18 protein-coding genes are annotated in these 20,086 nt (G+C 65.1%); 10 read left to right on the top strand and 8 right to left on the bottom strand.

Annotated features, from left to right (window positions below):
• Positions 1-14: 14 nt before the first annotated feature.
• The gene (locus VF617_RS02595; protein ID WP_331013294.1) at positions 15-743 is read right to left on the bottom strand and encodes a phosphatidylserine decarboxylase; all 729 of its coding nucleotides are present in this window, start codon (positions 741-743) and stop codon (positions 15-17) included.
• Positions 744-788: 45 nt separating this feature from the next.
• On the opposite strand from VF617_RS02595, the gene aac(6') reads away from it, so the two are divergent.
• The 4 genes from aac(6') (at position 789) to VF617_RS02575 (ending at position 3,632) form a co-directional block, all read left to right on the top strand.
• A complete protein-coding gene (gene aac(6'), locus VF617_RS02590) occupies positions 789-1,229 on the top strand; it encodes an aminoglycoside 6'-N-acetyltransferase (protein ID WP_331013293.1) in 441 nt (146 codons plus the stop codon).
• Between the two features lie 110 nt (positions 1,230-1,339).
• Entirely contained in the window at positions 1,340-1,954 is a 615-nt protein-coding gene (locus tag VF617_RS02585) for a methyltransferase (protein WP_331013292.1), read from the top strand.
• A gap of 77 nt (positions 1,955-2,031) precedes the next feature.
• Positions 2,032-3,252 carry an NADP-dependent isocitrate dehydrogenase gene (locus VF617_RS02580; RefSeq protein WP_331013291.1) on the top strand — a complete coding sequence of 407 codons (1,221 nt, stop codon included), beginning with the start codon at positions 2,032-2,034 and terminating at the stop codon, positions 3,250-3,252.
• A complete protein-coding gene (locus tag VF617_RS02575; RefSeq protein WP_331013290.1) occupies positions 3,252-3,632 on the top strand; it encodes a hypothetical protein in 381 nt (126 codons plus the stop codon). The genes VF617_RS02580 and VF617_RS02575 overlap by 1 nt, the downstream gene beginning before the upstream one ends.
• On the opposite strand, the gene VF617_RS02570 is transcribed toward VF617_RS02575, so the two are convergent.
• The gene (locus VF617_RS02570; protein WP_331013289.1) at positions 3,629-4,831 is read right to left on the bottom strand and encodes an FAD-dependent oxidoreductase; all 1,203 of its coding nucleotides are present in this window, start codon (positions 4,829-4,831) and stop codon (positions 3,629-3,631) included. The two genes, VF617_RS02575 and VF617_RS02570, sit on opposite strands and share 4 nt — an antisense overlap.
• 44 nt (positions 4,832-4,875) lie before the next feature.
• Between VF617_RS02570 and VF617_RS02565 the strand changes: the two genes are divergently transcribed.
• Both VF617_RS02565 and VF617_RS02560 read left to right on the top strand, forming a co-directional pair.
• Entirely contained in the window at positions 4,876-6,654 is a 1,779-nt protein-coding gene (locus VF617_RS02565; protein ID WP_331013288.1) for a cation:proton antiporter, read from the top strand.
• A gap of 71 nt (positions 6,655-6,725) precedes the next feature.
• Positions 6,726-7,238: a hypothetical protein gene (locus VF617_RS02560; RefSeq protein WP_331013287.1), complete on the top strand. Its 513-nt coding sequence runs from the start codon at positions 6,726-6,728 to the stop codon at positions 7,236-7,238.
• 4 nt (positions 7,239-7,242) lie between these two features.
• Here VF617_RS02560 and VF617_RS02555 read toward each other — a convergent pair whose 3' ends face one another.
• The gene (locus VF617_RS02555; protein WP_331013286.1) at positions 7,243-7,557 is read right to left on the bottom strand and encodes a hypothetical protein; all 315 of its coding nucleotides are present in this window, start codon (positions 7,555-7,557) and stop codon (positions 7,243-7,245) included.
• Positions 7,554-10,205, bottom strand: coding sequence for an alanine--tRNA ligase (alaS, locus tag VF617_RS02550; RefSeq protein ID WP_331013285.1), 2,652 nt, complete (start codon positions 10,203-10,205; stop codon positions 7,554-7,556). The genes VF617_RS02555 and alaS overlap by 4 nt, the downstream gene beginning before the upstream one ends.
• Before the next feature lie 119 nt (positions 10,206-10,324).
• Here alaS and VF617_RS02545 point away from each other — a divergent pair, with 119 nt between their 5' ends.
• The 3 genes from VF617_RS02545 to VF617_RS02535 all read left to right on the top strand — a co-directional run bounded on the left by VF617_RS02545 (position 10,325) and on the right by VF617_RS02535 (position 14,216).
• Positions 10,325-11,089, top strand: a complete 765-nt coding sequence (locus tag VF617_RS02545) for a sulfite exporter TauE/SafE family protein (RefSeq protein ID WP_331013284.1) — start codon at positions 10,325-10,327, stop codon at positions 11,087-11,089.
• A 106-nt stretch (positions 11,090-11,195) separates the two neighbouring features.
• On the top strand, positions 11,196-12,818 hold the full coding sequence (locus VF617_RS02540) for a hypothetical protein (RefSeq protein ID WP_331013283.1): 1,623 nt from the start codon (positions 11,196-11,198) through the stop codon (positions 12,816-12,818).
• Positions 12,819-12,884: 66 nt separating this feature from the next.
• On the top strand, positions 12,885-14,216 hold the full coding sequence (locus VF617_RS02535; RefSeq protein ID WP_331013282.1) for a dicarboxylate/amino acid:cation symporter: 1,332 nt from the start codon (positions 12,885-12,887) through the stop codon (positions 14,214-14,216).
• Here VF617_RS02535 and VF617_RS02530 read toward each other — a convergent pair whose 3' ends face one another.
• Both VF617_RS02530 and recA read right to left on the bottom strand, forming a co-directional pair.
• Positions 14,217-14,840 carry a glutathione S-transferase gene (locus tag VF617_RS02530; RefSeq protein WP_331013281.1) on the bottom strand — a complete coding sequence of 208 codons (624 nt, stop codon included), beginning with the start codon at positions 14,838-14,840 and terminating at the stop codon, positions 14,217-14,219. It abuts the gene before it with no gap.
• A gap of 221 nt (positions 14,841-15,061) precedes the next feature.
• The gene (gene recA / locus VF617_RS02525) at positions 15,062-16,147 is read right to left on the bottom strand and encodes a recombinase RecA (RefSeq protein WP_331013280.1); all 1,086 of its coding nucleotides are present in this window, start codon (positions 16,145-16,147) and stop codon (positions 15,062-15,064) included.
• A 152-nt stretch (positions 16,148-16,299) separates the two neighbouring features.
• Here recA and VF617_RS02520 point away from each other — a divergent pair, with 152 nt between their 5' ends.
• Entirely contained in the window at positions 16,300-17,010 is a 711-nt protein-coding gene (locus VF617_RS02520) for an MOSC domain-containing protein (protein WP_331013279.1), read from the top strand.
• A gap of 131 nt (positions 17,011-17,141) precedes the next feature.
• Here the strand turns inward: VF617_RS02520 and VF617_RS02515 are convergent, their stop codons facing one another.
• Together VF617_RS02515 and VF617_RS02510 are read right to left on the bottom strand one after the other, a co-directional pair.
• Positions 17,142-17,498 (bottom strand): response regulator, encoded by a 357-nt coding sequence (locus VF617_RS02515; protein WP_331013278.1) that lies wholly within the window; start codon positions 17,496-17,498, stop codon positions 17,142-17,144.
• Positions 17,499-17,627: 129 nt separating this feature from the next.
• Positions 17,628-20,015 (bottom strand): hybrid sensor histidine kinase/response regulator, encoded by a 2,388-nt coding sequence (locus tag VF617_RS02510; RefSeq protein WP_331013324.1) that lies wholly within the window; start codon positions 20,013-20,015, stop codon positions 17,628-17,630.
• Between the last annotated feature and the right edge of the window lie 71 nt (positions 20,016-20,086).

Below are 20,086 nucleotides of genomic sequence, written 5' to 3'. Positions count from 1 at the left end.
CCGCGGCGGGCGCGTCACTGTGAAATGCCGGCCGTATCGGGCGCGCCGCGCTTAGCCAGGACCGTCTCGCCGGCGATCGCGCGCTGGCCCAGCGCGACTTGGCAGCCATAGCCTTCTGGGAGAAACACATCGACGCGGCTGCCGAAGCGTATCAGGCCTACGCGCTGGCCCGCGACGACCATGTCCCCGGCTTTCACGAAGCTTACGATGCGCCGCGCGACCAGTCCTGCAATCTGGGTAAAGCCGAAGCGCGTGCCCGCCCTGTCCTCGACCACGATATGCTGACGCTCATTCTCTTCGCTGGCCTTGTCGAAATCGGCGTTCATGAATTTGCCGGAGATGTAGATGACGTGGCGGATGGTGCCGGTAATCGGCGTTCGGTTTATATGCACATCAAACACGCTCATGAACACCGAGACCCGAATCATCGGCAGGTCGCCCAGCGCCTGGGGTCCGCTGAGTTCGGGCGGCAGCGGCACGCGCTCTATCATCGTGACCAGCCCGTCGGCCGGCGAGACGATCAGCCCCTCCCCTTGCGGCGTGACTCGGATCGGATCGCGAAAGAACGCTGCTACGCCGAGGGCCAGGAAGACGAGCGGCCAGACGATGAAGTCCCAGATGAACAGGAAGGCGAAGGCGATCGCGGCCGCGATAAGCACGTATTTGCGGCCCTCGGGATGAATTCCCGGGAAACGCCATTTTACCGTGGTGGTGCCGAACGGCGGTTTATCCAGTGAAGCCATGGCCCGGCTCTAGCCGGACCGCTCGGCCTTTCCTAGACAAGGATCATGCTTATCGAACCTGCCACAAGCGACGACGGTACCCAATGGGCAGCGCTGCGGATCGCTTTATGGCCCGACGAGGACCCTGACGGACTGGCCGAGGGCATGAAGGAAATGCTCGACGGGGATGACATGCTGGCCTTGGTGGCACGTACGGATTCCGGCCAGATCGCCGGTTTTGCCGAGGCCTCGATCCGCCGGGATTATGTCAATGGCTGCGAGACTTCACCCGTCGCGTTCCTGGAGGGCATCTACGTCGCTGCCGGCTATCGACGGCAGGGGGTTGCCCGCGCGCTGGCGGAGCGAGTCGCCGATTGGGGCCGCAGCCGGGGCTGCCGCGAGTTCGGCTCGGACGCACTGATCGAGAATCGCGATAGCCATGCCTTTCACGCCGCTATCGGCTTCGCCGAGACCGAGCGCGTCGTCTATTTCCGCCGCGAGCTCTGAGGCGATTCGAGCGGCCAAGCTTGCCGAAATGAACCTCTGCGCTTGAATGTTCGTTCGTTTTTGCGCAGGGCGCACGGCTGCCCCCGCAAACAATCGCAAGAAGGTCCCTCATGCCCGCATCGACTGCTGCCGAGCGCCGAAGCCGCCGCCGCGCCGCAGGCCTGCCTTCGCCAGCGATGATGTTCCTCAAGGGTTTCATCAAGCATCCGGTGATGGTCGGCGCGATCGCCTCGTCGTCGCAACGGCTGGTTCGCCATGTGCTGAGCCGAGTCGATTGGAAGAACTGCAAGCTTTTCGTTGAATATGGCCCCGGGGTGGGCACCTTCACTCGGACGGTCCTCGACCAGCTGGCGCCCGATGCCAGGGTGATCGCGATCGATACGAATCCCGACTTCATCGCCTATCTGGACGCGACGATCGACGATCCCCGCCTGATCGCAGTATGCGGCTCGGCCAGCGACGTGAAGCAGATCATCGCGCATCACGGCTTCGAGCATGCCGACTACATCGCCTCGGGCCTGCCCTTTTCGACCTTGCCCGCCGGCGTGGGCGATGCCATCGCCAAATCGACGCATGAAGTTCTCCGCACCGGCGGGGCCTTTCTGGTCTATCAATACAACCCCAAGGTACGGAATTTCCTGACGCCGCATTGGGCCAAGATCGATCATGCGATCGAATGGTGGAACATTCCGCCGGCACAGCTCTGGTGGGCGTGGAAGGAATAGCGTCGCCGGGGACGGTTGATCCCCGCCGCCCATCCTCCTAGACGCTCGCCAAACCCTTATCGGAGGACAGCGGGCACATGGCGAAGATCAAGGTTGCAACGCCGGTCGTGGAGATCGACGGCGACGAAATGACGCGGATCATCTGGCAGTGGATCCGCGAGCGACTGATCCTCCCCTATCTCGATATTGATCTCAAATATTACGATCTCTCGGTCGAGAAGCGCGACGAGACCAACGATCAGATCACGATCGATTCGGCGGAGGCGATCAAGAAATATGGCGTGGGCGTGAAGTGCGCCACGATCACCCCCGACGAGCAGCGGGTCGAGGAATTCGGCCTGAAGGAAATGTGGAAATCGCCGAACGGCACGATCCGCAACATCCTGGGCGGCGTGATTTTCCGCGAGCCGATCGTGATTTCAAACGTGCCACGCCTGATTCCCGGCTGGACCAAGCCGATCGTCGTCGGCCGTCATGCCTTTGGCGATCAATACAAGGCCACCGATTTCAAAGTGCCCGGCAAGGGCAAGCTGACAATGAAATGGGAAGGCGAGAATGGCGAGACGATCGAAAAGAACGTCTTCGAGTTCCCGGCCGCCGGCGTGGCGATGGGGATGTACAATCTCGATGAGTCGATCCGCGATTTCGCACGCGCCTCGATGAACTACGCGCTGGGCCGCAAGTGGCCGCTATATCTCTCCACCAAGAACACGATCCTCAAGGCCTATGACGGCCGCTTCAAGGATATCTTCGAAGAGGTGTTCGAAGCCGAGTTCAAGGACCAGTTCAAGGCCGCGAACATCGTCTACGAGCACCGCCTGATCGACGACATGGTCGCCAGCGCGCTCAAGTGGAGCGGCGAGTTCGTCTGGGCCTGCAAGAATTACGATGGCGACGTGCAGTCGGACCAGGTCGCGCAGGGCTTCGGTTCGCTGGGCCTGATGACTTCGGTGCTGATGACCCCGGACGGCAAGACGATCGAGGCCGAGGCCGCGCACGGGACCGTCACCCGCCATTATCGCCAGCACCAGCAGGGCAAGGCGACTTCGACCAACCCGATCGCGTCGATCTTCGCCTGGACCGGCGGTCTCAAGTTCCGCGGAAAGTTCGACAACACGCCCGACGTGACCCGGTTCGCCGAGACGCTGGAGCGCGTCTGCATCGAGACGGTGGAGAGCGGCGCGATGACCAAGGACCTCGCGCTGCTGATCGGCCCTGATCAGGCATGGATGACAACCGAGCAGTTCTTCGAGCAAATCCGCCTCAACCTCGAAGCCGAAATGGCGAGCTGGGCCTGATGCCGAACCCCCGCCGCGTTCGCGCCATTCAATGGGCGATCGCGGCGGTGTTCTTCGTGCTCGGGGGCTGGGCGTTACTCGGCCCCCGCAGCGTCATCGAGCTTACCTTCCTGCCGCAATATCGAGAGGGCGCAATCCTCCCCTTCGCGGTGGCGTGCTTCGGCGCGCAGGCGATGATCTCGGGGCTGTTCGCGGCTTTCTCGCGCTTCACCAAGGCCACGTTCCTGGCTTATGGGATCGCGTTGCTTCCGTTCTTCGCGTTCAACTGGTGGTTCGTGTTCGTCGATCCGGTGTTTACCCACCTTGGGCTGCTCGATGCGGTGGGCAATGTGATCATGCTGGCGCTATGCGTGGCGGGCTGGCGCGCCGCCGAACGCTAGGCTTGGGGCGAGCGGATATGCTCCGGCCGGATGCCCATGCCGATCAGCCGGGCCGGAATGCGCTGAAGGGCCGGGAAGCGTCGCAGCAGGCGGAGCATGCGCGGCGCCCGGGTCGTCGGGGTTCGATCGGTCAGGATTGGCTTGATGATCCGGTCATGCGCCATGCGCTGTGCCGCCTGCACCATGCGGGTTGGAAGCATCCGCCGTCGCTGGACGAAGGGCAGGAGCAAATCCAACTCGCGGCCCTCGCGCATCGCCGCGGCTAGAATATTCGCGGTCGCCACGGCGTCTTGCACGGCGAGGTTGATTCCCACTCCCCCGATAGGCGACATGGCATGCGCAGCGTCGCCGATCGCCAGCAATCCGGGCGTGTGCCAGCGGGTCAATCGATCGAGCGATACCGCGAGGAGCTTTACTTGATCCCAATCGGTCAGGGCGGCGACCTGATCCGCTACCAGCGGCGCGGCGATGGCGACCTCGCGGCGAAACGCCTCGATGCCCGCAGCCTTGACGGTGTCCGCTCCTCCCTTGGGAAAAAGATAGGCGCATTGCCAATATTCCCCGCGATCGATCAGGGCGATGACGTGGCCGGCCCCGAAGAAACCAGTGGTCATATTCTCCGGCGTGCGGTCCTTAGGGAGGCGGAACCAGAACACGTCCATCGGCGCACCCAGATCATCGAGCGGGAGCGCCGCCGCGTCTCGCAGGATCGAGCGGCGACCGTCCGCGGCGATCACTAGCTTGGCGCGGATCGTTTCGCCCGCCGCAGTCACGACACCTTCGATGCGGTGTTCGCCCGGCACGATGCCGGTCGCCTCGCAATCCATTCGCAGCGTGAAGGCGGGATAGCGCCGGGCGGCGTCCGCTACGAAATCGAGGAACTCCCATTGCGGCATCATCGCGATGAAGTTGGCCCGCCCGGGAAGGCGGCTGAAATCGGCCACGTCGAAGCGCCGGTCGCCGAAAGGCACGCTCAGTTTACGCACCTTGTCATGCGGGCGCTGGAGCAGCGCATCGAGCAGCCCAAGTTCCTCGAACAGCATCAGCGTCGAGGGGTGCACCGTGTCGCCGCGAAAGTCGCGGAGGAAGTCGCCATGCTTCTCCAGCACCAGCGTCTTTACCCCCGCCCGAGCGAAGAGCAGCCCGGCCACCATCCCCGCCGGACCGCCGCCCACGATGCAAAGTTCGGTTTCGATCATGTGTCCCCCCATGACAAAAGCACCCGCACCCGCTTAATAGGCGCATGATCAGCCTTCAGAATAGCGGTTTCAGTGATGCGCTCGTCATATTGGGCGCGGCCGGGCTGGTCATTCCGGCCTTTGCGCGCTTCAGGATAAGCCCGGTCATCGGATTCATCCTCGTGGGCATATTGGTCGGTCCGGCAGGCCTCGGCACCTTGGTCGGCCAGCAGCCCTGGCTCTATTATTTCACGATTTCCGATCCGCATTCGATCGAGCCCTTCGCCGAATTCGGCATCATCCTGTTGCTGTTCTCGATCGGCCTGGAGCTGTCGTTCAAGCGACTATGGGCGATGCGAGCGCTCGTTTTCGGCGTGGGCGCGGCGGAGCTGATCGGCGCGGCGCTTGTGCTGGGCCTGGCGCTCTACGTCACCGGCATGAGCAGCGGAGGAGCGATCGGCATGGGGCTGGCGCTGGCATTATCGTCGACGGCGCTGGTGATACCGATTGCTGGAACGACGAGCCCGGTCGGCAGGGCGGCATTCGCGATGCTGCTGTTCGAGGATCTGGCGCTCGTCCCGATCATCTTCCTCCTCGGTGCGATGGCCCCCACCGCGGATGCGGGCTGGATGTCTCTGGCCAGCGTGCTTGGCCGGGGCGCGCTGACGGTCGCATTGCTGTTCCTGGTCGGCCGCTTCCTGTTGCCGCGCATGTTCGGCCAGGCGGCGCGAACGAAGAGCCCCGAGCTGTTCCTTGCCGCCAGCCTGCTGGTAGTCATCGCCGCGAGCCTCGCCACCACGGCGGCCGGGCTGTCGCCGATCGTGGGGGCGCTGATCGCGGGCCTGCTGATCGCTGAGACTGAATACCATAGTGAAGTCGAAGTGATCACCGCCCCGTTCAAGGGACTCGCGCTCGGCGTTTTCCTGATCACCGTGGGCATGCAGCTCGATCTGGCCTTCGTTTTCAGCAATTGGGGCGCTTTGCTGGGGGCCGTCGTGATGGTGCTGGTCGTCAAGGCGGGCGTGACGATGGGGCTGCTCAAGATGACGGGCTCCCGAGTGAGCACCGCTGCCGAGACCGGCGTGCTGATGTCAAGCCCATCGGAAACCACGCTGATCGTGCTGGGCGTGGCGGCCACCGCGGGCCTGATCGCCCCCGGTGACGCCGCCTTCTGGACCACTGTGACGGCAATCGGCCTGACCGCGACTCCGCTGCTCGCTTATGGCGGCCGCCGCATCGCGCGGCTGATCGAGCGCAGGCAGGCGAGCGAGGGGGAGAAGGCGGAGGTCGCCGTCGATGAGGCCGGCCCCGGCACGGTCGTGATCGGGTTCGGGCGCGTCGGGCGCACCGTGGCGGACATGCTCCAGCGCCACGGACTGCCCTATATCGGCGTGGACGCGGACGTGGACAATGTCGATGCCGCCCGCAAGGAGGGCTATTCGGTGCTGTTCGGCGATGTGACGCGCAGCGAATTGGTCGATCGGCTCAATCTGGGCCACGCCAAGGCGCTGATCCTGACGATGGACGATCCGGTGCTGACCGTCCGGCTCACTCGGCGGGTGCGCGGCTGGGTGCCCAATCTGCCGATCATCACCCGCGCCAGGGATGCGAGCCACGCCGCCGAGCTGTACAAGGCCGGCGCGACCGATGCCGTGCCCGAAACACTCGAGAGTTCCCTCCAGCTTTCCGAGGCCCTTCTTGTCGATCTGGGCATCGGCGTGGGGCCGGTGATCGCATCGATCCACGAAGAGCGCGACAAGATGCGCAAGGCGATCAAGGAGGCCGTAGGCATGGATCGCGAGCCCCGCCTCCGCCGCATCCGCAGGGCCGATGTGCCGCGCTGAATGCATTTGGGCTTGCCGCCCAAAGTGCGGCGGCGCATGACCCCGCGCAAGCTATCCCAAGGAGTTGACCGATGTTTGAAGCCCTGCTGATCCTCGCCGCCACTGCCGCGGCACAGACCGCCGATCCGCTTGCCGAAGCACGCGCGGGCAAGGTTCAGTGCATGAACCCGAACCGGGAGGCCAAGACCTGCATGGGGATCGCCACCTATACCGTCCGCACGGACGGGACCTATGATTCCGCAACGACGATGATGATCATTCCCGCGCCGCTGGTGACCATGGAAATCAATATCTCGGGCAAGGTCGAGGGGGGCAAAGTCTGCAACCTCGTCCGCACCGCGGATTTCGAGAGCGCCAAGCTTTCGATGAACGGCGGGGCCGTGAACGCCGCGATGGAGCAGGCGATCCGTGCACAGATCGGAGCTTCGCTCGCGCCGATGGATGGCAAGACAGCCTGCGCCACCGAGAAGGCGGACGGGGACGTGATGGTCGCCGAAGCCGCGCTCGACGGAGTGGCGCGGCCCGATCTCAACCAGCGTTATATCTGGGTGAAGGCCGACGAAGGCTATAAGATCGGGCAGTAAGCGCTCAATGCGGGACGCGCGCGGCGCAGCGGGCCAGATCCACTACCGCGGCGGGGGCTCGAGCGGCCAGTTCCTTGTCGGCTCGCTCGGTAGCGTCCGCCATGTCGCGCTCGAAGCGCGAATGGGGGATCCGGTCCTTGCGCGCACGCTCCCCCACCACGAGAGACCAGTATAGCGAATCGTCGAATGCCTTAGTGCTGGCCCGGTCCTGCGCTATCGTCCGGTGATGCGAGATCGTCAGGCCGGCGCACCGACTGGCATCGGCATAGGCTGGCAAGGGCTCACGCTGGAGCAGCAGAGCGATCGCGAGAGCGATCATGCCGGGACGCTCATCAATGCGGTCCGAACGACCGCCAGGGCTTCCTCGCCCTTGCTCCCATCGGGTCCGCCGCCTTGCGCCATATCGGGTCTGCCCCCACCGCCCTGGCCGCCAAGCGCGGCCACCGCTGCCTTGACCAGATCGACTGCGCTGTGCCCGACACCTTCAGTGACGCCGACCGCAACCGAAGCGCGGCCCCCGTTCACTGCGACGAGCGCGACTACACCCGCGCCGATACGAGCCTTGGCTTCATCCACCGCGCCGCGCAGATCCTTGGGGTCGAGCCCTTCGATCACCTGACCGATGAAATTGATGCCACCGATCTCCTCCGGCCCCGCGGGCGCCGACGCGCCGCCGCCGGCGCCGCTCAGCGCCAGCGCCTTCCTGGCATCGGCCAATTCGCGTTCCAGGCGGCGGCGTTCCTCCACAAGAGCGAGAACGCGCGCCGGGACTTCCTCGGGCGACGATTTGAGCGCGGCGGCGGCTTCGCGAAGCCGTTCGTCGCGCGAGCCGAGCCACAACCGTGCGGCCTCCCCGGTGAGCGCCTCGATCCGGCGGACACCCGACGAGACAGCGCTTTCGGAAATGATCTTGAACACGCCGATATCGCCCGTCGCGTTGACATGGGTGCCACCGCAGAGCTCGACCGAATAATGCCGAGCATCGCCGCGCCCCATCGAAAGCACGCGCACTTCGTCGCCATATTTCTCGCCGAACAGCGCCATCGCGCCCGCCGCGATGGCATCTTCCGGAGTCATCAGACGCGTGCCAACGGCTTCGTTGTGGCGGATCTGCGCGTTCACATCGGCCTCGATCTCGGCGATATCCGCAGGTGAAAGCGCGGAAGGATGCGAGAAATCGAAGCGCAGGCGGTCCGCTGCGACCAGGCTGCCCTTCTGGCTGACGTGCCCGCCAAGGCGATGGCGCAGCGCGGCGTGCAGCAGATGGGTGGCCGAATGGTTGGCGCGTATCTGGTCGCGGCGTTCGGCATCGACCTTGAGATGGACGGTATCGCCCACCGCGATCTCGCCGCTGTCGATCCTCGCATCGTGGGCGTGCAGCCGGCCAAGCGGCTTGCTTGTGTCCTCGATCGTCGCACTGAGCTTATCGTTTGTAATCGTGCCTGCGTCACCCATCTGGCCGCCGCTCTCGCCGTAAAAGGGCGTCTGGTTTGTGAGGATGGTGACCCTGTCCCCTGCCGCCGCCCTTTCGACGCGCACGCCATCCTTCACCAGCGCGACGACCTGCGCCTCGCCCTCGGTGCCTGCATAGCCGGTAAACTCAGTGCCGCCGAATTCGTCGGCGACATCGTACCAGACTTCGTCCGAAGCCTTGTCGCCCGAGCCCTTCCATGCGGCGCGGGCGGCGCGCTTCTGCTCGGCCATCGCCGTGTCGAAGCCGGCACGATCCACTCCGATGCCGTTCGTGCGCAGCGCATCTTCGGTCAGGTCATAGGGAAATCCGAACGTGTCGTAGAGCTTGAACGCTGTCTCACCGGGCAGCGTATCGCCCGCCATCAGCCCGTGCGTCGCTTCGTCGAGCAAGCGCAGCCCATTGGTCAGGGTCTGGCGGAACCGGGTCTCCTCCTGCAGGAGCGTCGCTTCGATCAGCGGCTGGGCACGGAGCAATTCGGGATAGGCGCTGCCCATTTCGGCGACCAGCGATGGCACCAGCCGGTGCATCAGCGGGTCCTTCGCCCCGAGCAGATGCGCGTGGCGCATCGCGCGGCGCATGATGCGGCGAAGCACATAGCCGCGGCCCTCATTGGCGGGCAGCACGCCGTCCGCCACCAGGAAGCCGGAAGCGCGCAGATGGTCCGCGATCACGCGGTGGCTCGCCTGATTGTCACCCGTCGTGGCCGATCCGGTAAGCGCGCCCGATTGCTCGATCAGCGCCTTGAACGTGTCGGTGTCGTAATTGTCGTGGACCCCCTGAAGCACCGCGGCGATCCGCTCAAGTCCCATGCCCGTATCGATGCTGGGCTTCGGCAAGTCGCCGACGATCTCGTCCGCTTCCTGCAAATATTGCATGAAGACGAGGTTCCAGATCTCGACGAAGCGGTCGCCATCTTCGTCCGGGCTGCCGGGCGGGCCGCCGAAGATATGGTCGCCATGGTCGAAGAATATCTCGGAGCAGGGCCCGCACGGGCCATCCGCGCCCATCGCCCAAAAATTATCCTTGGTCGGGATGCGGATGATCCGGTGATCGGGAAGACCGGCGATCTTCTTCCACAAGTCGAAGGCCTGATCGTCGGTGTGATAGACGGTTGCGGTCAGCCGATTGGGGTCGATTCCCCATTCCCTGGTCAGCAGGGTCCACGCATGCGTGATCGCCTGTTCCTTGAAATAATCGCCGAACGAGAAATTGCCGAGCATTTCGAAGAAAGTGTGATGCCGGGCGGTATAACCGACATTGTCGAGATCGTTGTGCTTGCCGCCCGCGCGGACGCACTTCTGCGAGCTGGTTGCCGTCGAATAGGGACGCGATTCCAGGCCGGTGAAGACGTTCTTGAACGGCACCATGCCCGCGTTGACGAACATCAGGGTCGGATCGTTGTCCGGAACCAGCGGCGCCGAGGGGACGCGGGCGTGCCCCTGCCCTTCGAAATAGTCGAGAAAGCTGCGGCGGATATCGTTGGTGGACGTCATTGGTGCGACTTAGGGGCGCAAGGCGCTTCACTCAAGCGAAACGGTTCGCCGGTGAATCACGCCGAAGTGGATAGTTCCGTGAACGGCGATCGTTGCCTCGCGTTGACAGTTGACGACGGGTGATCGACACCCTGCCGGCGATGGCCTTTGAGACCACCGACCTCGCGCTAGCGTTCTGCATGATGATCGGCGCGGCGTTATATTCGAGCGTCGGGCACGCTGGCGCCTCCGCCTATATCGCACTGATGGCGCTGTTCGGCGTGCCGCCCGCAGTGATACGCCCAACGGCGCTCGTCCTCAATATCATCGTGGCCTCATTCGGATCGGCACGGTTTATCCGGGCGGGCATGTTCCGCTGGCGAACGCTGTGGCCTCTCCTCATCGGCGCGCTCCCATTCGCTTTTCTCGGCGGCGCAATCAAACTGCCCGGCGAGTATTACCGACCCCTTGTCGGTGTGGTGCTGCTCTTGTCGGCGCTGCGCTTGCTGTGGCCCAAGGAGCTGAAGGCAACGACCGAATGGAAAGATCCGCCCGTCTGGCTTGCGGTAATCTGCGGCGCCGGCATCGGCCTGCTCGCGGGCCTGACCGGGACCGGGGGCGGGATATTTCTGTCGCCGCTGCTGCTGTTCATGGCCTGGTCTACGCCAAAGCCGGCGTCGGGCATCGCGGCGGTGTTCATCCTTTGCAATTCGGTTTCTGGATTGCTCGGCAATTTTTCGCAGATCGAGGCGCTGCCGCCCGCTCTCCCGCTTTATGCGTGTGCGGTGCTTCTAGGTGGGCTGGTGGGGACAACCCTCGGTATCAGGCTGGCCACTCCGGCGATATTGAAGGCGCTTAGTGTCGTGCTTCTGGTCGCGGGTGCGAAGCTAATTGGCGTTTATTGACCAGAGCGACGCCCGCAACTCGGTCCCTGGGGGCCCGGTCTTCCAACAGCGCTTGACCCGCGCGCGGCAATCCCCTTCCCTGCGGCGCAACGATAGGGGCGATACGATGCGACATCTGATGCTGGCGCCGATGATCCTGCTGCTGGGCAGCAATGGAGCGCCCCTGCCCTATTCGTCCGCGCCGAGGGCGGCCAGCTGGTGCGGCGGCGACCTGCCCGAGCCGGACGCCAAGACCGTGGTCCTGAAGGGCTATGGCCCCGGGGGCTTCAAGATCACAACAAAGAGCGCCGAAGCGCAGGCCTTTTTCGACAATGGCCTGCAACTCGCGCAAGCCTTCGCGCACAAGGCGGCGATCAAGGCGTTTCAGGAGGCGCGCCGGCTCGATCCCGATTGCGCGATGTGCACCTGGGGCGAGGCATGGTCGTCCGGCCCCACGATCAATTACGGGATCAAGCCGGAAGAGGCCAAGACGCTGGCGGCGATGGCAGAAGCCGCCGAGAAGCTGGCCGCCAACGGTCCGGTTCGCGAGCGCAACCTGATCGGGGCGCTCAAGCTGCGCTATGTCGGCGCCACCGGCGATCGCGACTTCGCCGATGCGATGGCCAAGATGGCGGCCATCGTTCCCAATGACGATGCGCTGGCGACGCTCGCGGCGGATGCCGGTATGATCGCGGCGGCGGAGTGGAACGCCGATACGCTGAAGCGGCCGGTGGCGCTGCTCGAAAGCGTGCTGGGGCGCAATCCGGACTATGCGCCGGCAATCCATTTCTACATCCATGCCACCGAGGGATCGGGCTTCCCGGCGCGGGCGGAGAAGTTCGCCGATCGGCTGGGCGTGGTCGCGCCCGCCGCGAGTCATCTCGTCCACATGCCCTCCCACACCTATTACTGGATCGGCCGCTATGGCGACGCCGCGACTTCGAACCTGCGCGCGGTGGAGATCGGCATCGCGGATGCGCGGCAGGATGGGGTGCCCGGGCCGGATGCCGAGTGGAAGCTGCTCTATCATGGGCATAACGTCCATTTCGGGCTGGGCGGCGCGCTGATGTCCGGCGATGCGGAAGTCGGGCTCAAGCTCGCCCGGCCGATGATTGCCATGGCCGCGCGCGCGGCCACGCTCGCGCCGTTCCGGCAGATCGTATTGGGCGAGGCCTATATGGCAGTGGCGAACTTCGGCTCGCTTGCCGAGACGCTGGCCATCGCCGATCCGGGCAAGGCGCATCCGGGTGCGCGGATATTGTGGCGCTATGCGCGCGGCGAGGCATATGCGCGGGCCGGCAATCTGCCCGCCGCCGAGCGAGAGGGGCGGCTGGCGCCCAGGAAGGTCGCCGACGACAAGTCGGGCCGTACTGCGTCGCTGTCGCTGATCAGCCGCAACGTGCTCGCAGGCCGCATCGCCATGCTCAGGGGCAGGCCGGCCAAGGCAGTGGAATATTTCGCCGCGGCCGCCGCAGCCGAGGAAGCGAAGCCCTTCTCCGATTTCGCCGACCCGCCCCTCTGGTGGTATCCCGTGCGGCGCGACGTGGCGGCTGCATTGCTGGCCAAAGGCGATGCGGCCGGGGCGCTGGCTGCCGCGGATGCTTCGCTGAAGCGCCGCCCGCTGGATCCGGTAGCGCTTGCGATCCGGGGACAAGCCAAGGCGAAGCTGGGTGCCCGGGTTGCCGGCGCGCGAGACCTTGCGGCGGCGAGAAGCGGCTGGCGCGGCAAGCGGCCGCCAAACGGCGCTTGACCCGAGGCGCGCAATCCCCTTCCTTGCGGCTACCAGATTCAGGGCCAAAAATTTAGAGGGTGATGCGTGGGCAAGCGACTGACATGGTGGATCATTGCCGGGCTGGTGCTCGGCGGCCTGCTTGGCTGGGGACTGAATGCGAGCCTTGCGCCGGAGGGTGAAGCGGGCGCTGCGCAGCTCGCCAAGATCGCTTCCTATCTCGACATCCCGACGCAGATGTTCCTCCATCTGATCAAGATGATCATCGCGCCGCTGGTGGTTTCCACGCTTGTCGTCGGCATCGCGCATATGGGCACGGGCAGCGCGATCGGGCGCGTGGGGCTGAAGGCATTCCTTTGGTTCGTCAGCGCCAGCCTGGTTTCGCTGTCGCTTGGCCTGATCCTGGTCAACGTGCTTCAGCCGGGAGTCGGCCTCGACCTGGCGCTGCCCGCCGCCAACGCATCGAGCGGCGTAGACCGCTCGGCCTTCGATATCGCCAAGTTCTTCATCCATATCGTGCCGACCAGCGGCATCGAGGCGATGGCGACCAATGACATTCTCCAGCTCGTCATCTTCTCGCTGTTCTTCGGTGTCGGGCTGGCCGCGGTCGGCGAAAAGGGCGCGCCGCTGGTGCGCGGGCTCGAGGCGCTGGTCGCGGTGATGCTGACGGTCACCGGCTATGTGATGCTGTTCGCTCCGATTGCGGTTTTCTGCGCCGTGGCCCGGACGCTCGCCACCAAGGGGCTGAGCGTGATCGGCGATCTGGCCTTCTTCATGGGCAGCTTTTACATTGGCCTCGCGGTGCTCTGGGCGGTGTTGCTCGGTGCGTGCTTCCTGATCGTGGGCAAGCGTACGGGCACGCTGTTCCGCTATCTGCGCGACCCGATCCTGCTGGGCTTCTCGACTGCGTCGTCCGAGGCTGCCTATCCCCGCACGCTCGATGCGCTCGACCGCTTCGGCGTGCCGCCCAAGATCGCCAGCTTCGTGCTGCCGCTCGGCTATTCGTTCAATCTCGACGGATCGATGATGTACATGACGTTCGCGTCGATCTTCATCGCCCAGGCTTACGGCATCCAGCTCGACTGGAGCACCATGATCCTGATGCTGCTGACACTGATGATCACCAGCAAGGGCATAGCCGGCGTGCCGCGCGCCAGCCTGGTGGTGATCACGGGCACGCTGGCGCAGTTCAATATCCCGGAGGCGGGGATATTGATGATCCTAGCGGTGGATCACTTCCTCGACATGGGCCGCACCGCGACCAATGTGGTGGGCAACGCCGTCGCCAGCGTCGTCGTCGCCCGCTGGGAAGGGCAGCTCGATCCGCCGGAAGAGGCCGAGCCGGGGGTCAAGCCGATCGCCGGGGCACCCACGCCGGACGCCGACAGCTTCGAGGATTACGCCGTGCCGAAGAACTGATCAGGCATAGGCATAAGGCCCGCCGGCGGCGAGCGCCGCCTGATAGGCGGGGCGGGCGTGGATCTTCTGGAGCCAGGCGGCGATATGCGGGCGGCCTTCGGTAGCGCCGGCGCGGGCGACGGCGGCTTCCAGGGGGAAGCTCATCATGATGTCGGCGGCGGTCATCTCGCTGCCCGCGAACCAGGAGCGCGCGCCAAGCTCGGCTTCGACATAATCGAGATGGACGTCGATCATCGGCTTGATCTTCTTCTGCGCGGCCTTGCCGAACAAGGGCACGCGGCTGAGCACCAGCTTGAGCAGCAGCGGCGGCATCAGCGAGCCCTCGGCATAATGGAGGAAATGGCGATAGCGCAGGGCATCGTCGCGGTGCGCGGGCGCGCCCAGGCGGCCGTCCGCATGCTCGACCAGATATTCGACAATCGCGCCGGTTTCCGCGACCACCCGGGCATCATGCTCGATCACCGGCGACTTGCCGAGGGGATGGATGCGCTTGAGCTCAGGCGGGGCGAGCATGGTGGTCTTGTTGCGCTGGTAGCGCTTGACCTCATAGCGAAGGCCCAGCTCTTCGAGGAGCCAGAGGACGCGCTGCGAGCGGCTGTTCTCGAGATGGTGGACGATGATCATGACCGCTCTCCTAATCCCTTAGCTTCGCACTTTTCCCGGGAATCATATCATTAAATTGCGCGGTCGCGACACATGCGGAAAGACCCGGCGCAGGGCAATGCGCCGGGTCTCCGATGGGGCAGTCGATCCGCTGGGGTCGATCATTCCCGTGACCGCTGCTCCTGCGCATGGCGCCGGCGCGGCCTGAAAGTTTAGGCAAAGTTTAGGCCAATAAACGTTCTTCAGAGATCGTCCTCGCTGCCCTCGGCATCCGGCTCGGGGCCGGCCATCATCTCCTCCGCGACCTTTTCGGTGCGCGTGCGGATCGCCGATTCGAGCCGGGCGCAAAGATCCGGATTTTCCTTGAGGAAAGTCTTGGAATTTTCGCGGCCCTGGCCGATCCGGACGCTGTCATAGCTGAACCACGCACCCGATTTCTCGACTAGCCCGGCCTTCACCCCGAGATCGAGGATCTCGCCGATCTTGGAGATGCCTTCGCCATACATGATGTCGAACTCGACCTGCTTAAACGGCGGGGCGACCTTGTTCTTCACCACCTTCACGCGGGTGGTGTTGCCGATAATGTCGTCGCGGTCCTTGATCTGGCCGGTGCGGCGGATGTCGAGGCGGACCGAGGCGTAGAATTTCAGCGCATTGCCGCCGGTCGTGGTCTCGGGATTGCCGTACATCACGCCGATCTTCATGCGCAGCTGATTGATGAAGATCACCATGCAGCGCGAGCGGCTGATCGAGCCGGTGAGCTTGCGCAGCGACTGCGACATCAAGCGGGCCTGGAGGCCGACATGGCTGTCGCCCATCTCGCCCTCGATCTCGGCGCGGGGAACCAGCGCCGCGACCGAATCGATCACCAGCACGTCGATCGCATTCGAACGGACGAGCGTGTCGACGATCTCGAGCGCCTGCTCGCCGGTATCGGGCTGCGAGACGATCAACTCATCGATATTGACGCCGAGCTTCTTGGCATAGACCGGATCGAGCGCATGCTCGGCATCGACGAACGCCGCAGTGCCGCCGCCGCGCTGGGCTTCCGCGATCACGTGCAACGCCAGCGTGGTCTTGCCCGAGCTCTCAGGGCCATAGACTTCGATCACGCGGCCGCGCGGCAATCCGCCGACGCCAAGCGCGATATCGAGCCCGAGCGAACCGGTCGAGATCGTCTCGACCTGCATCGTCTCCTTCGAGCCGAGCCGCATCGCGCTGCCCTTGCCGAACGCACGGTCGATCTGTGCGAGGGCAGCTTCGAGCGCCTTCTGCTTTTCGCTGCTGGGAGCCATATTGTTGTCGATGACCTTCAGGGATGCCGCCATTTTCGTTGCCCTCGCCACTTGAAGATGTCTACCGTAATCGTTGCTGTTGACGGCTTCGTATCGTGTTTGTTCTGATAGAACAAGAGTGGAACATGAATTATTTTGCTGGCGCGGCGGTTGCCCGCCCGGGCCCGCCGCGTTAGCCACCCCATATGGGGGAAATTATCGGCCATGTCGCGGCGCTGAACCGCTTTCCCGTGAAATCAATGGCGGGCGAGCCGCTGCAAGCGGCCGAGATCGACTGGCAGGGGGTGGAGGGGGACCGGCAATATGGCTTCTACTTCCGCGAGAGCCGCTCACGCTTCCCCTGGCTGACCGGCCGCGACATTTCCGAGCTTGTGCTCCACTCGGCGCGTTTCGCCGATCCAGGGTCTCCCAAGACCGCGCGCGTGGAGATCGCTGCGCCCGATGGATGGCGCGGGCATGTGGACGATGCCGAACTGCTCGATCGCCTTTCGGCCGCTGTGCGCGAGCCGGTGAGCCTGATGCAGCTGGCGATCGGCGCATATGACGCCATGCCCGTCTCGGTAGTGACCAGCGCCGGACACCGATTGGTGGAAGCCGCGCATGGCAGTCCGCTCGACCTTCGCCGCTTCCGGACCAACATCGTGATCGAGAGCGGCGCCGTCCAGGTCGAATGGGCGGGCAAGCGCATCGCCTTTGGCGAGGATGGCGCGGAGCTGCTGGTGACCGACGGCATCCCGCGCTGCGCCATGGTGACGATCGATCCCGGCACCGCCGAGCGCGACTCGAGCGTGCTGCGCACGATCGCGCGGAAGTTCGGCAATGTTTATGGGGTTTATGGAGCACCGGCGCGCAAGGGGCCTGTGCGGGTTGGGGATGTAGTGCGGGTGGTGGGTTGATCCCTCTCCCATCGGGAGAGGGAGGGAGCCGCGCAGCGGCGGAAGGGTGAGGGCAGCGATTTGCCCCCGCCCTCACCCTTCCCACTCGCTACGCGAGCGGGCCCCTTCCCTCTCCCAAAGGGGAGAGGGAGTTAGCCTGACAACCCGGCCAGGGCCCTTTCGACCGTGTCCATCGTGAAGGGCTTGGAGAGCATCGGCCGCGCGCGGTGCGCATCGGCGATGCTGTCTCCGCTGCCGCCCGTGGCGATCACGAAGGGGATGCCGGCTTCGGAGAGCCGGTCCGCGATCGGCCAGCTCTGCTCGCCTCCCCGCAGGTTTACATCCAGAATCGCGGCCTCGACGCCCCCCCGCCCGATCAATTCGAGCGCGGCGGAGACATTGTCGGCGGTTCCGGCGACCTGATGATCGAGCGCATCGAGAAAATCCTCGAGCATCATCGCGATCAGCGGCTCGTCTTCGACAATCAGGATGTTTTTCGGATTGGTCATGCGAAGCGCCTTAACCTGAGGCAGATTGAACGCATGTTAACTTGCCGATCGGAATAGGTTCACATTGGTCGAGGCGCCCGCCGCCCGGCCGATTCTTCCTTACGCACGCGGAATGGCGTTTGCCAAGCCTCATGTGACGGTGAGAATGTCCCGTGCGGCCTCGGCAAGTTGCTGTACCGAAAAGGGTTTTGGCAGAAAGGCGACATTGTCCAGATCGATCGACCTGCGAAGCTGTTCCTCGGCATAGCCAGACATGAACAGGATCGGCAGATCGGGCCATTTCTCGCGGATGCGGCGCGCCATGGTGGGGCCGTCCATCAGCGGCATGACGACGTCGGAAACGAGGAGATCGGGCTTGTCGATCGTATCGAGCAATTCGAGTGCGACTTCGCCATTTTCGGCGGTGAGCACGGTATAGCCCTGCTTGGCCAGCGCGCGCTCGGCCACGGCACGGACCATGTCCTCGTCCTCGACGACCAGGATCGTGCCGGTGCCCCAAGTATCGGCGGGCTTGACTCTGGCGGGAGCCTTGGGCGCGGCGGTGGCCTCGGCGGCGGCGTGGACCGGCAAGTAGATAGTGAACTCCGCTCCGCCCTGGGGCTTATTGTCGGCGAAGATGAAGCCCCCCGATTGCTTGATGATGCCATAGACGGTGGAAAGGCCGAGTCCGGTGCCCTTCCCCACTTCCTTGGTGGTGAAGAACGGCTCCCAGATCTTCGGCAGGATATCGCGCGGAATGCCGGTGCCGGTGTCGGAGATGCGCAGCGCAGTGTAATCGCCGACGGGCAGCACGTCGTCGTCCATCTGGCGGACCTGGGCGGCGGATATCGCCAGCGTCTCGATCGTCAGCGTGCCGCCCTGGTTGGGATTGGCGGCGAGCATCGCGTCGCGGGCATTGACCGCCAGATTCACGACGACCTGTTCAAGCTGGCCGGGATCGGCGCGCACGGGGCCAAGATTGCGGCCATGCTTGACGTCCAGCACCACGGTTTCGCCCAGCAGGCGCTTGAGCAGGTTGGACACCTCCGAGATCACGTCCGGAAGCTGGAGGACTTGCGGGCGGAGCGTCTGCTGGCGAGAGAAAGCAAGCAATTGGCGCGTCAAGCTGGCGGCGCGGTTCGAATTGGCGCGGATCTGCTGGATGTCGTCATAATCGCCGTCGCCCGGCGAATGGCGCATCAGCATCAAGTCGCAATGGCCGATGATCGCGGTGAGGATATTGTTGAAATCGTGCGCGACGCCGCCGGCGAGCTGGCCGACGGCCTGCATCTTGGTGGCCTGCGCGACCTGGCGCTTGAGCTTGCCCTCTTCGCCCGAATCCTTGAGGCTGATGAGCACCGCCGCATCGCCCAGCCCGCGGGCGCCGGCGATAGTGATCGCGACCGGCTCTTCGGGCGCATCCTGTAGGCGGATCGTCATCTCGGCGGATTGCGCGGCCCCTCCGGCGAAGCGGCGGACCGCGTCGGCCAGCGCGGCCTTGTCTTCGCGCACCACCAGATCGCCAGGGTAGAGGGGCGGCGCGGCGGCGTTGACGCGGGTGGCGCGGACGAAGGCGTCGTTCATGTTGACGAAGCGCCCGTCGCGATCGACCAGAGCGAGGCCGGAGGGGAGCAAGGCGATCAGCGAGCGGACATGCGCCGACGCGCTGCCGCCGATCGCCGGAGCCAGCGCCGCCCCCTCCTCGTCCAGCAGGGTGACGAGCATCGGCGCGTCCTCTCCATCGAGGAACGGGATCTGGAGGACGCGCAGGGGCGTGCCCCCCAGCCCTTCTCGCTCGAAACGGACCAGCCCCGAGCTGTCGGTGATCAGGAAGCGCGCGAAATCGCGGCCCTCGGCGGGGGTGTCCGCGCTGCCGAGGGCGCGCAGCCGGAAGACGCGGTTCGCCGAGCGGACGCGCCCCTCGGGCGAGAGCATCACGGTCATGATGCCGGCCGCGCCGAGCCGATCGCCAGTGCCGCCATCGATCAGCGATTCAACGCGCGCGGCAAGATCGAGCGCCTGCACGCCGATAAAGCGCCAGACGAGCGATTCCTCGCCGATGCGCGCGACGCGGGCCGAAACGGGCGCGCCGAAGACCTGGATGCCGTCCGCCCTGCCCTCGCCATCCCGCCATGCGGTTCGCGCGGCGGCGCCCAGCGCGGCGATCGACGCATCGCTGACGGGCAGGCTGGGGGGCGTCGGCCAGCCGGCGAACAGCGCCTCATAGCGGCTGTTGGCGCAGACCAGGCGGCCGGCGCGGTCGGTGACCGCGAGCGCGTCATCAGAAGCCGCGGCGAGCGCATGGGCGACGGCCCAATCGGTGCGCTCCTCCGCCGCGGTGTCGCTCGCGAGAAGGCGGCGCGCTGCGAACAGGCCTCCCGCCGCGAGCAGGCCCGCGGCAACGAAGCCGACCGCGACTGCGCGGTCGTTGAGCGTGAGGAGGATTATCGCGGCCGCCGCGAAGCCCGCGCCGATTGCCGCCGCGAGGGGAAGCAGCGCGCGGGGGTTTTTCGGCGCGGGGATGGGCAGCGAGGCCATGCCATTACCGATGTTCGGTAGCGGGGCGTGGGTCAAGCACTTCTCCCTCTCCCCTTCAGGGGAGAGGGTTG

Origin of the sequence: Sphingomonas sp., from assembly GCF_036388215.1 — a bacterium.
GTDB lineage: Bacteria > Pseudomonadota > Alphaproteobacteria > Sphingomonadales > Sphingomonadaceae > Sphingomonas.
The sequence above is the reverse complement of the archived record's forward strand: the minus strand, read 5'-3'. Positions and strand labels throughout refer to the sequence as shown.

Excerpts from the sequence above, each read along its gene's own strand:
- VF617_RS02595 (WP_331013294.1), bottom strand. The coding sequence starts at position 743 with ATGGCTTCACTGGATAAACCGCCGTTCGGCACCACCACGGTAAAATGG.
- VF617_RS02585 (WP_331013292.1), top strand. The coding sequence starts at position 1,340 with ATGCCCGCATCGACTGCTGCCGAGCGCCGAAGCCGCCGCCGCGCCGCA.
- VF617_RS02580 (WP_331013291.1), top strand. The coding sequence starts at position 2,032 with ATGGCGAAGATCAAGGTTGCAACGCCGGTCGTGGAGATCGACGGCGAC.
- VF617_RS02575 (WP_331013290.1), top strand. The coding sequence starts at position 3,252 with ATGCCGAACCCCCGCCGCGTTCGCGCCATTCAATGGGCGATCGCGGCG.
- VF617_RS02570 (WP_331013289.1), bottom strand. The coding sequence starts at position 4,831 with ATGATCGAAACCGAACTTTGCATCGTGGGCGGCGGTCCGGCGGGGATG.
- VF617_RS02565 (WP_331013288.1), top strand. The coding sequence starts at position 4,876 with ATGATCAGCCTTCAGAATAGCGGTTTCAGTGATGCGCTCGTCATATTG.
- VF617_RS02560 (WP_331013287.1), top strand. The coding sequence starts at position 6,726 with ATGTTTGAAGCCCTGCTGATCCTCGCCGCCACTGCCGCGGCACAGACC.
- VF617_RS02555 (WP_331013286.1), bottom strand. The coding sequence starts at position 7,557 with ATGATCGCTCTCGCGATCGCTCTGCTGCTCCAGCGTGAGCCCTTGCCA.
- alaS (WP_331013285.1), bottom strand. The coding sequence starts at position 10,205 with ATGACGTCCACCAACGATATCCGCCGCAGCTTTCTCGACTATTTCGAA.
- VF617_RS02540 (WP_331013283.1), top strand. The coding sequence starts at position 11,196 with ATGCGACATCTGATGCTGGCGCCGATGATCCTGCTGCTGGGCAGCAAT.
- VF617_RS02530 (WP_331013281.1), bottom strand. The coding sequence starts at position 14,840 with ATGATCATCGTCCACCATCTCGAGAACAGCCGCTCGCAGCGCGTCCTC.
- recA (WP_331013280.1), bottom strand. The coding sequence starts at position 16,147 with ATGGCGGCATCCCTGAAGGTCATCGACAACAATATGGCTCCCAGCAGC.
- VF617_RS02520 (WP_331013279.1), top strand. The coding sequence starts at position 16,300 with ATGGGGGAAATTATCGGCCATGTCGCGGCGCTGAACCGCTTTCCCGTG.
- VF617_RS02515 (WP_331013278.1), bottom strand. The coding sequence starts at position 17,498 with ATGACCAATCCGAAAAACATCCTGATTGTCGAAGACGAGCCGCTGATC.
- VF617_RS02510 (WP_331013324.1), bottom strand. The coding sequence starts at position 20,015 with ATGGCCTCGCTGCCCATCCCCGCGCCGAAAAACCCCCGCGCGCTGCTT.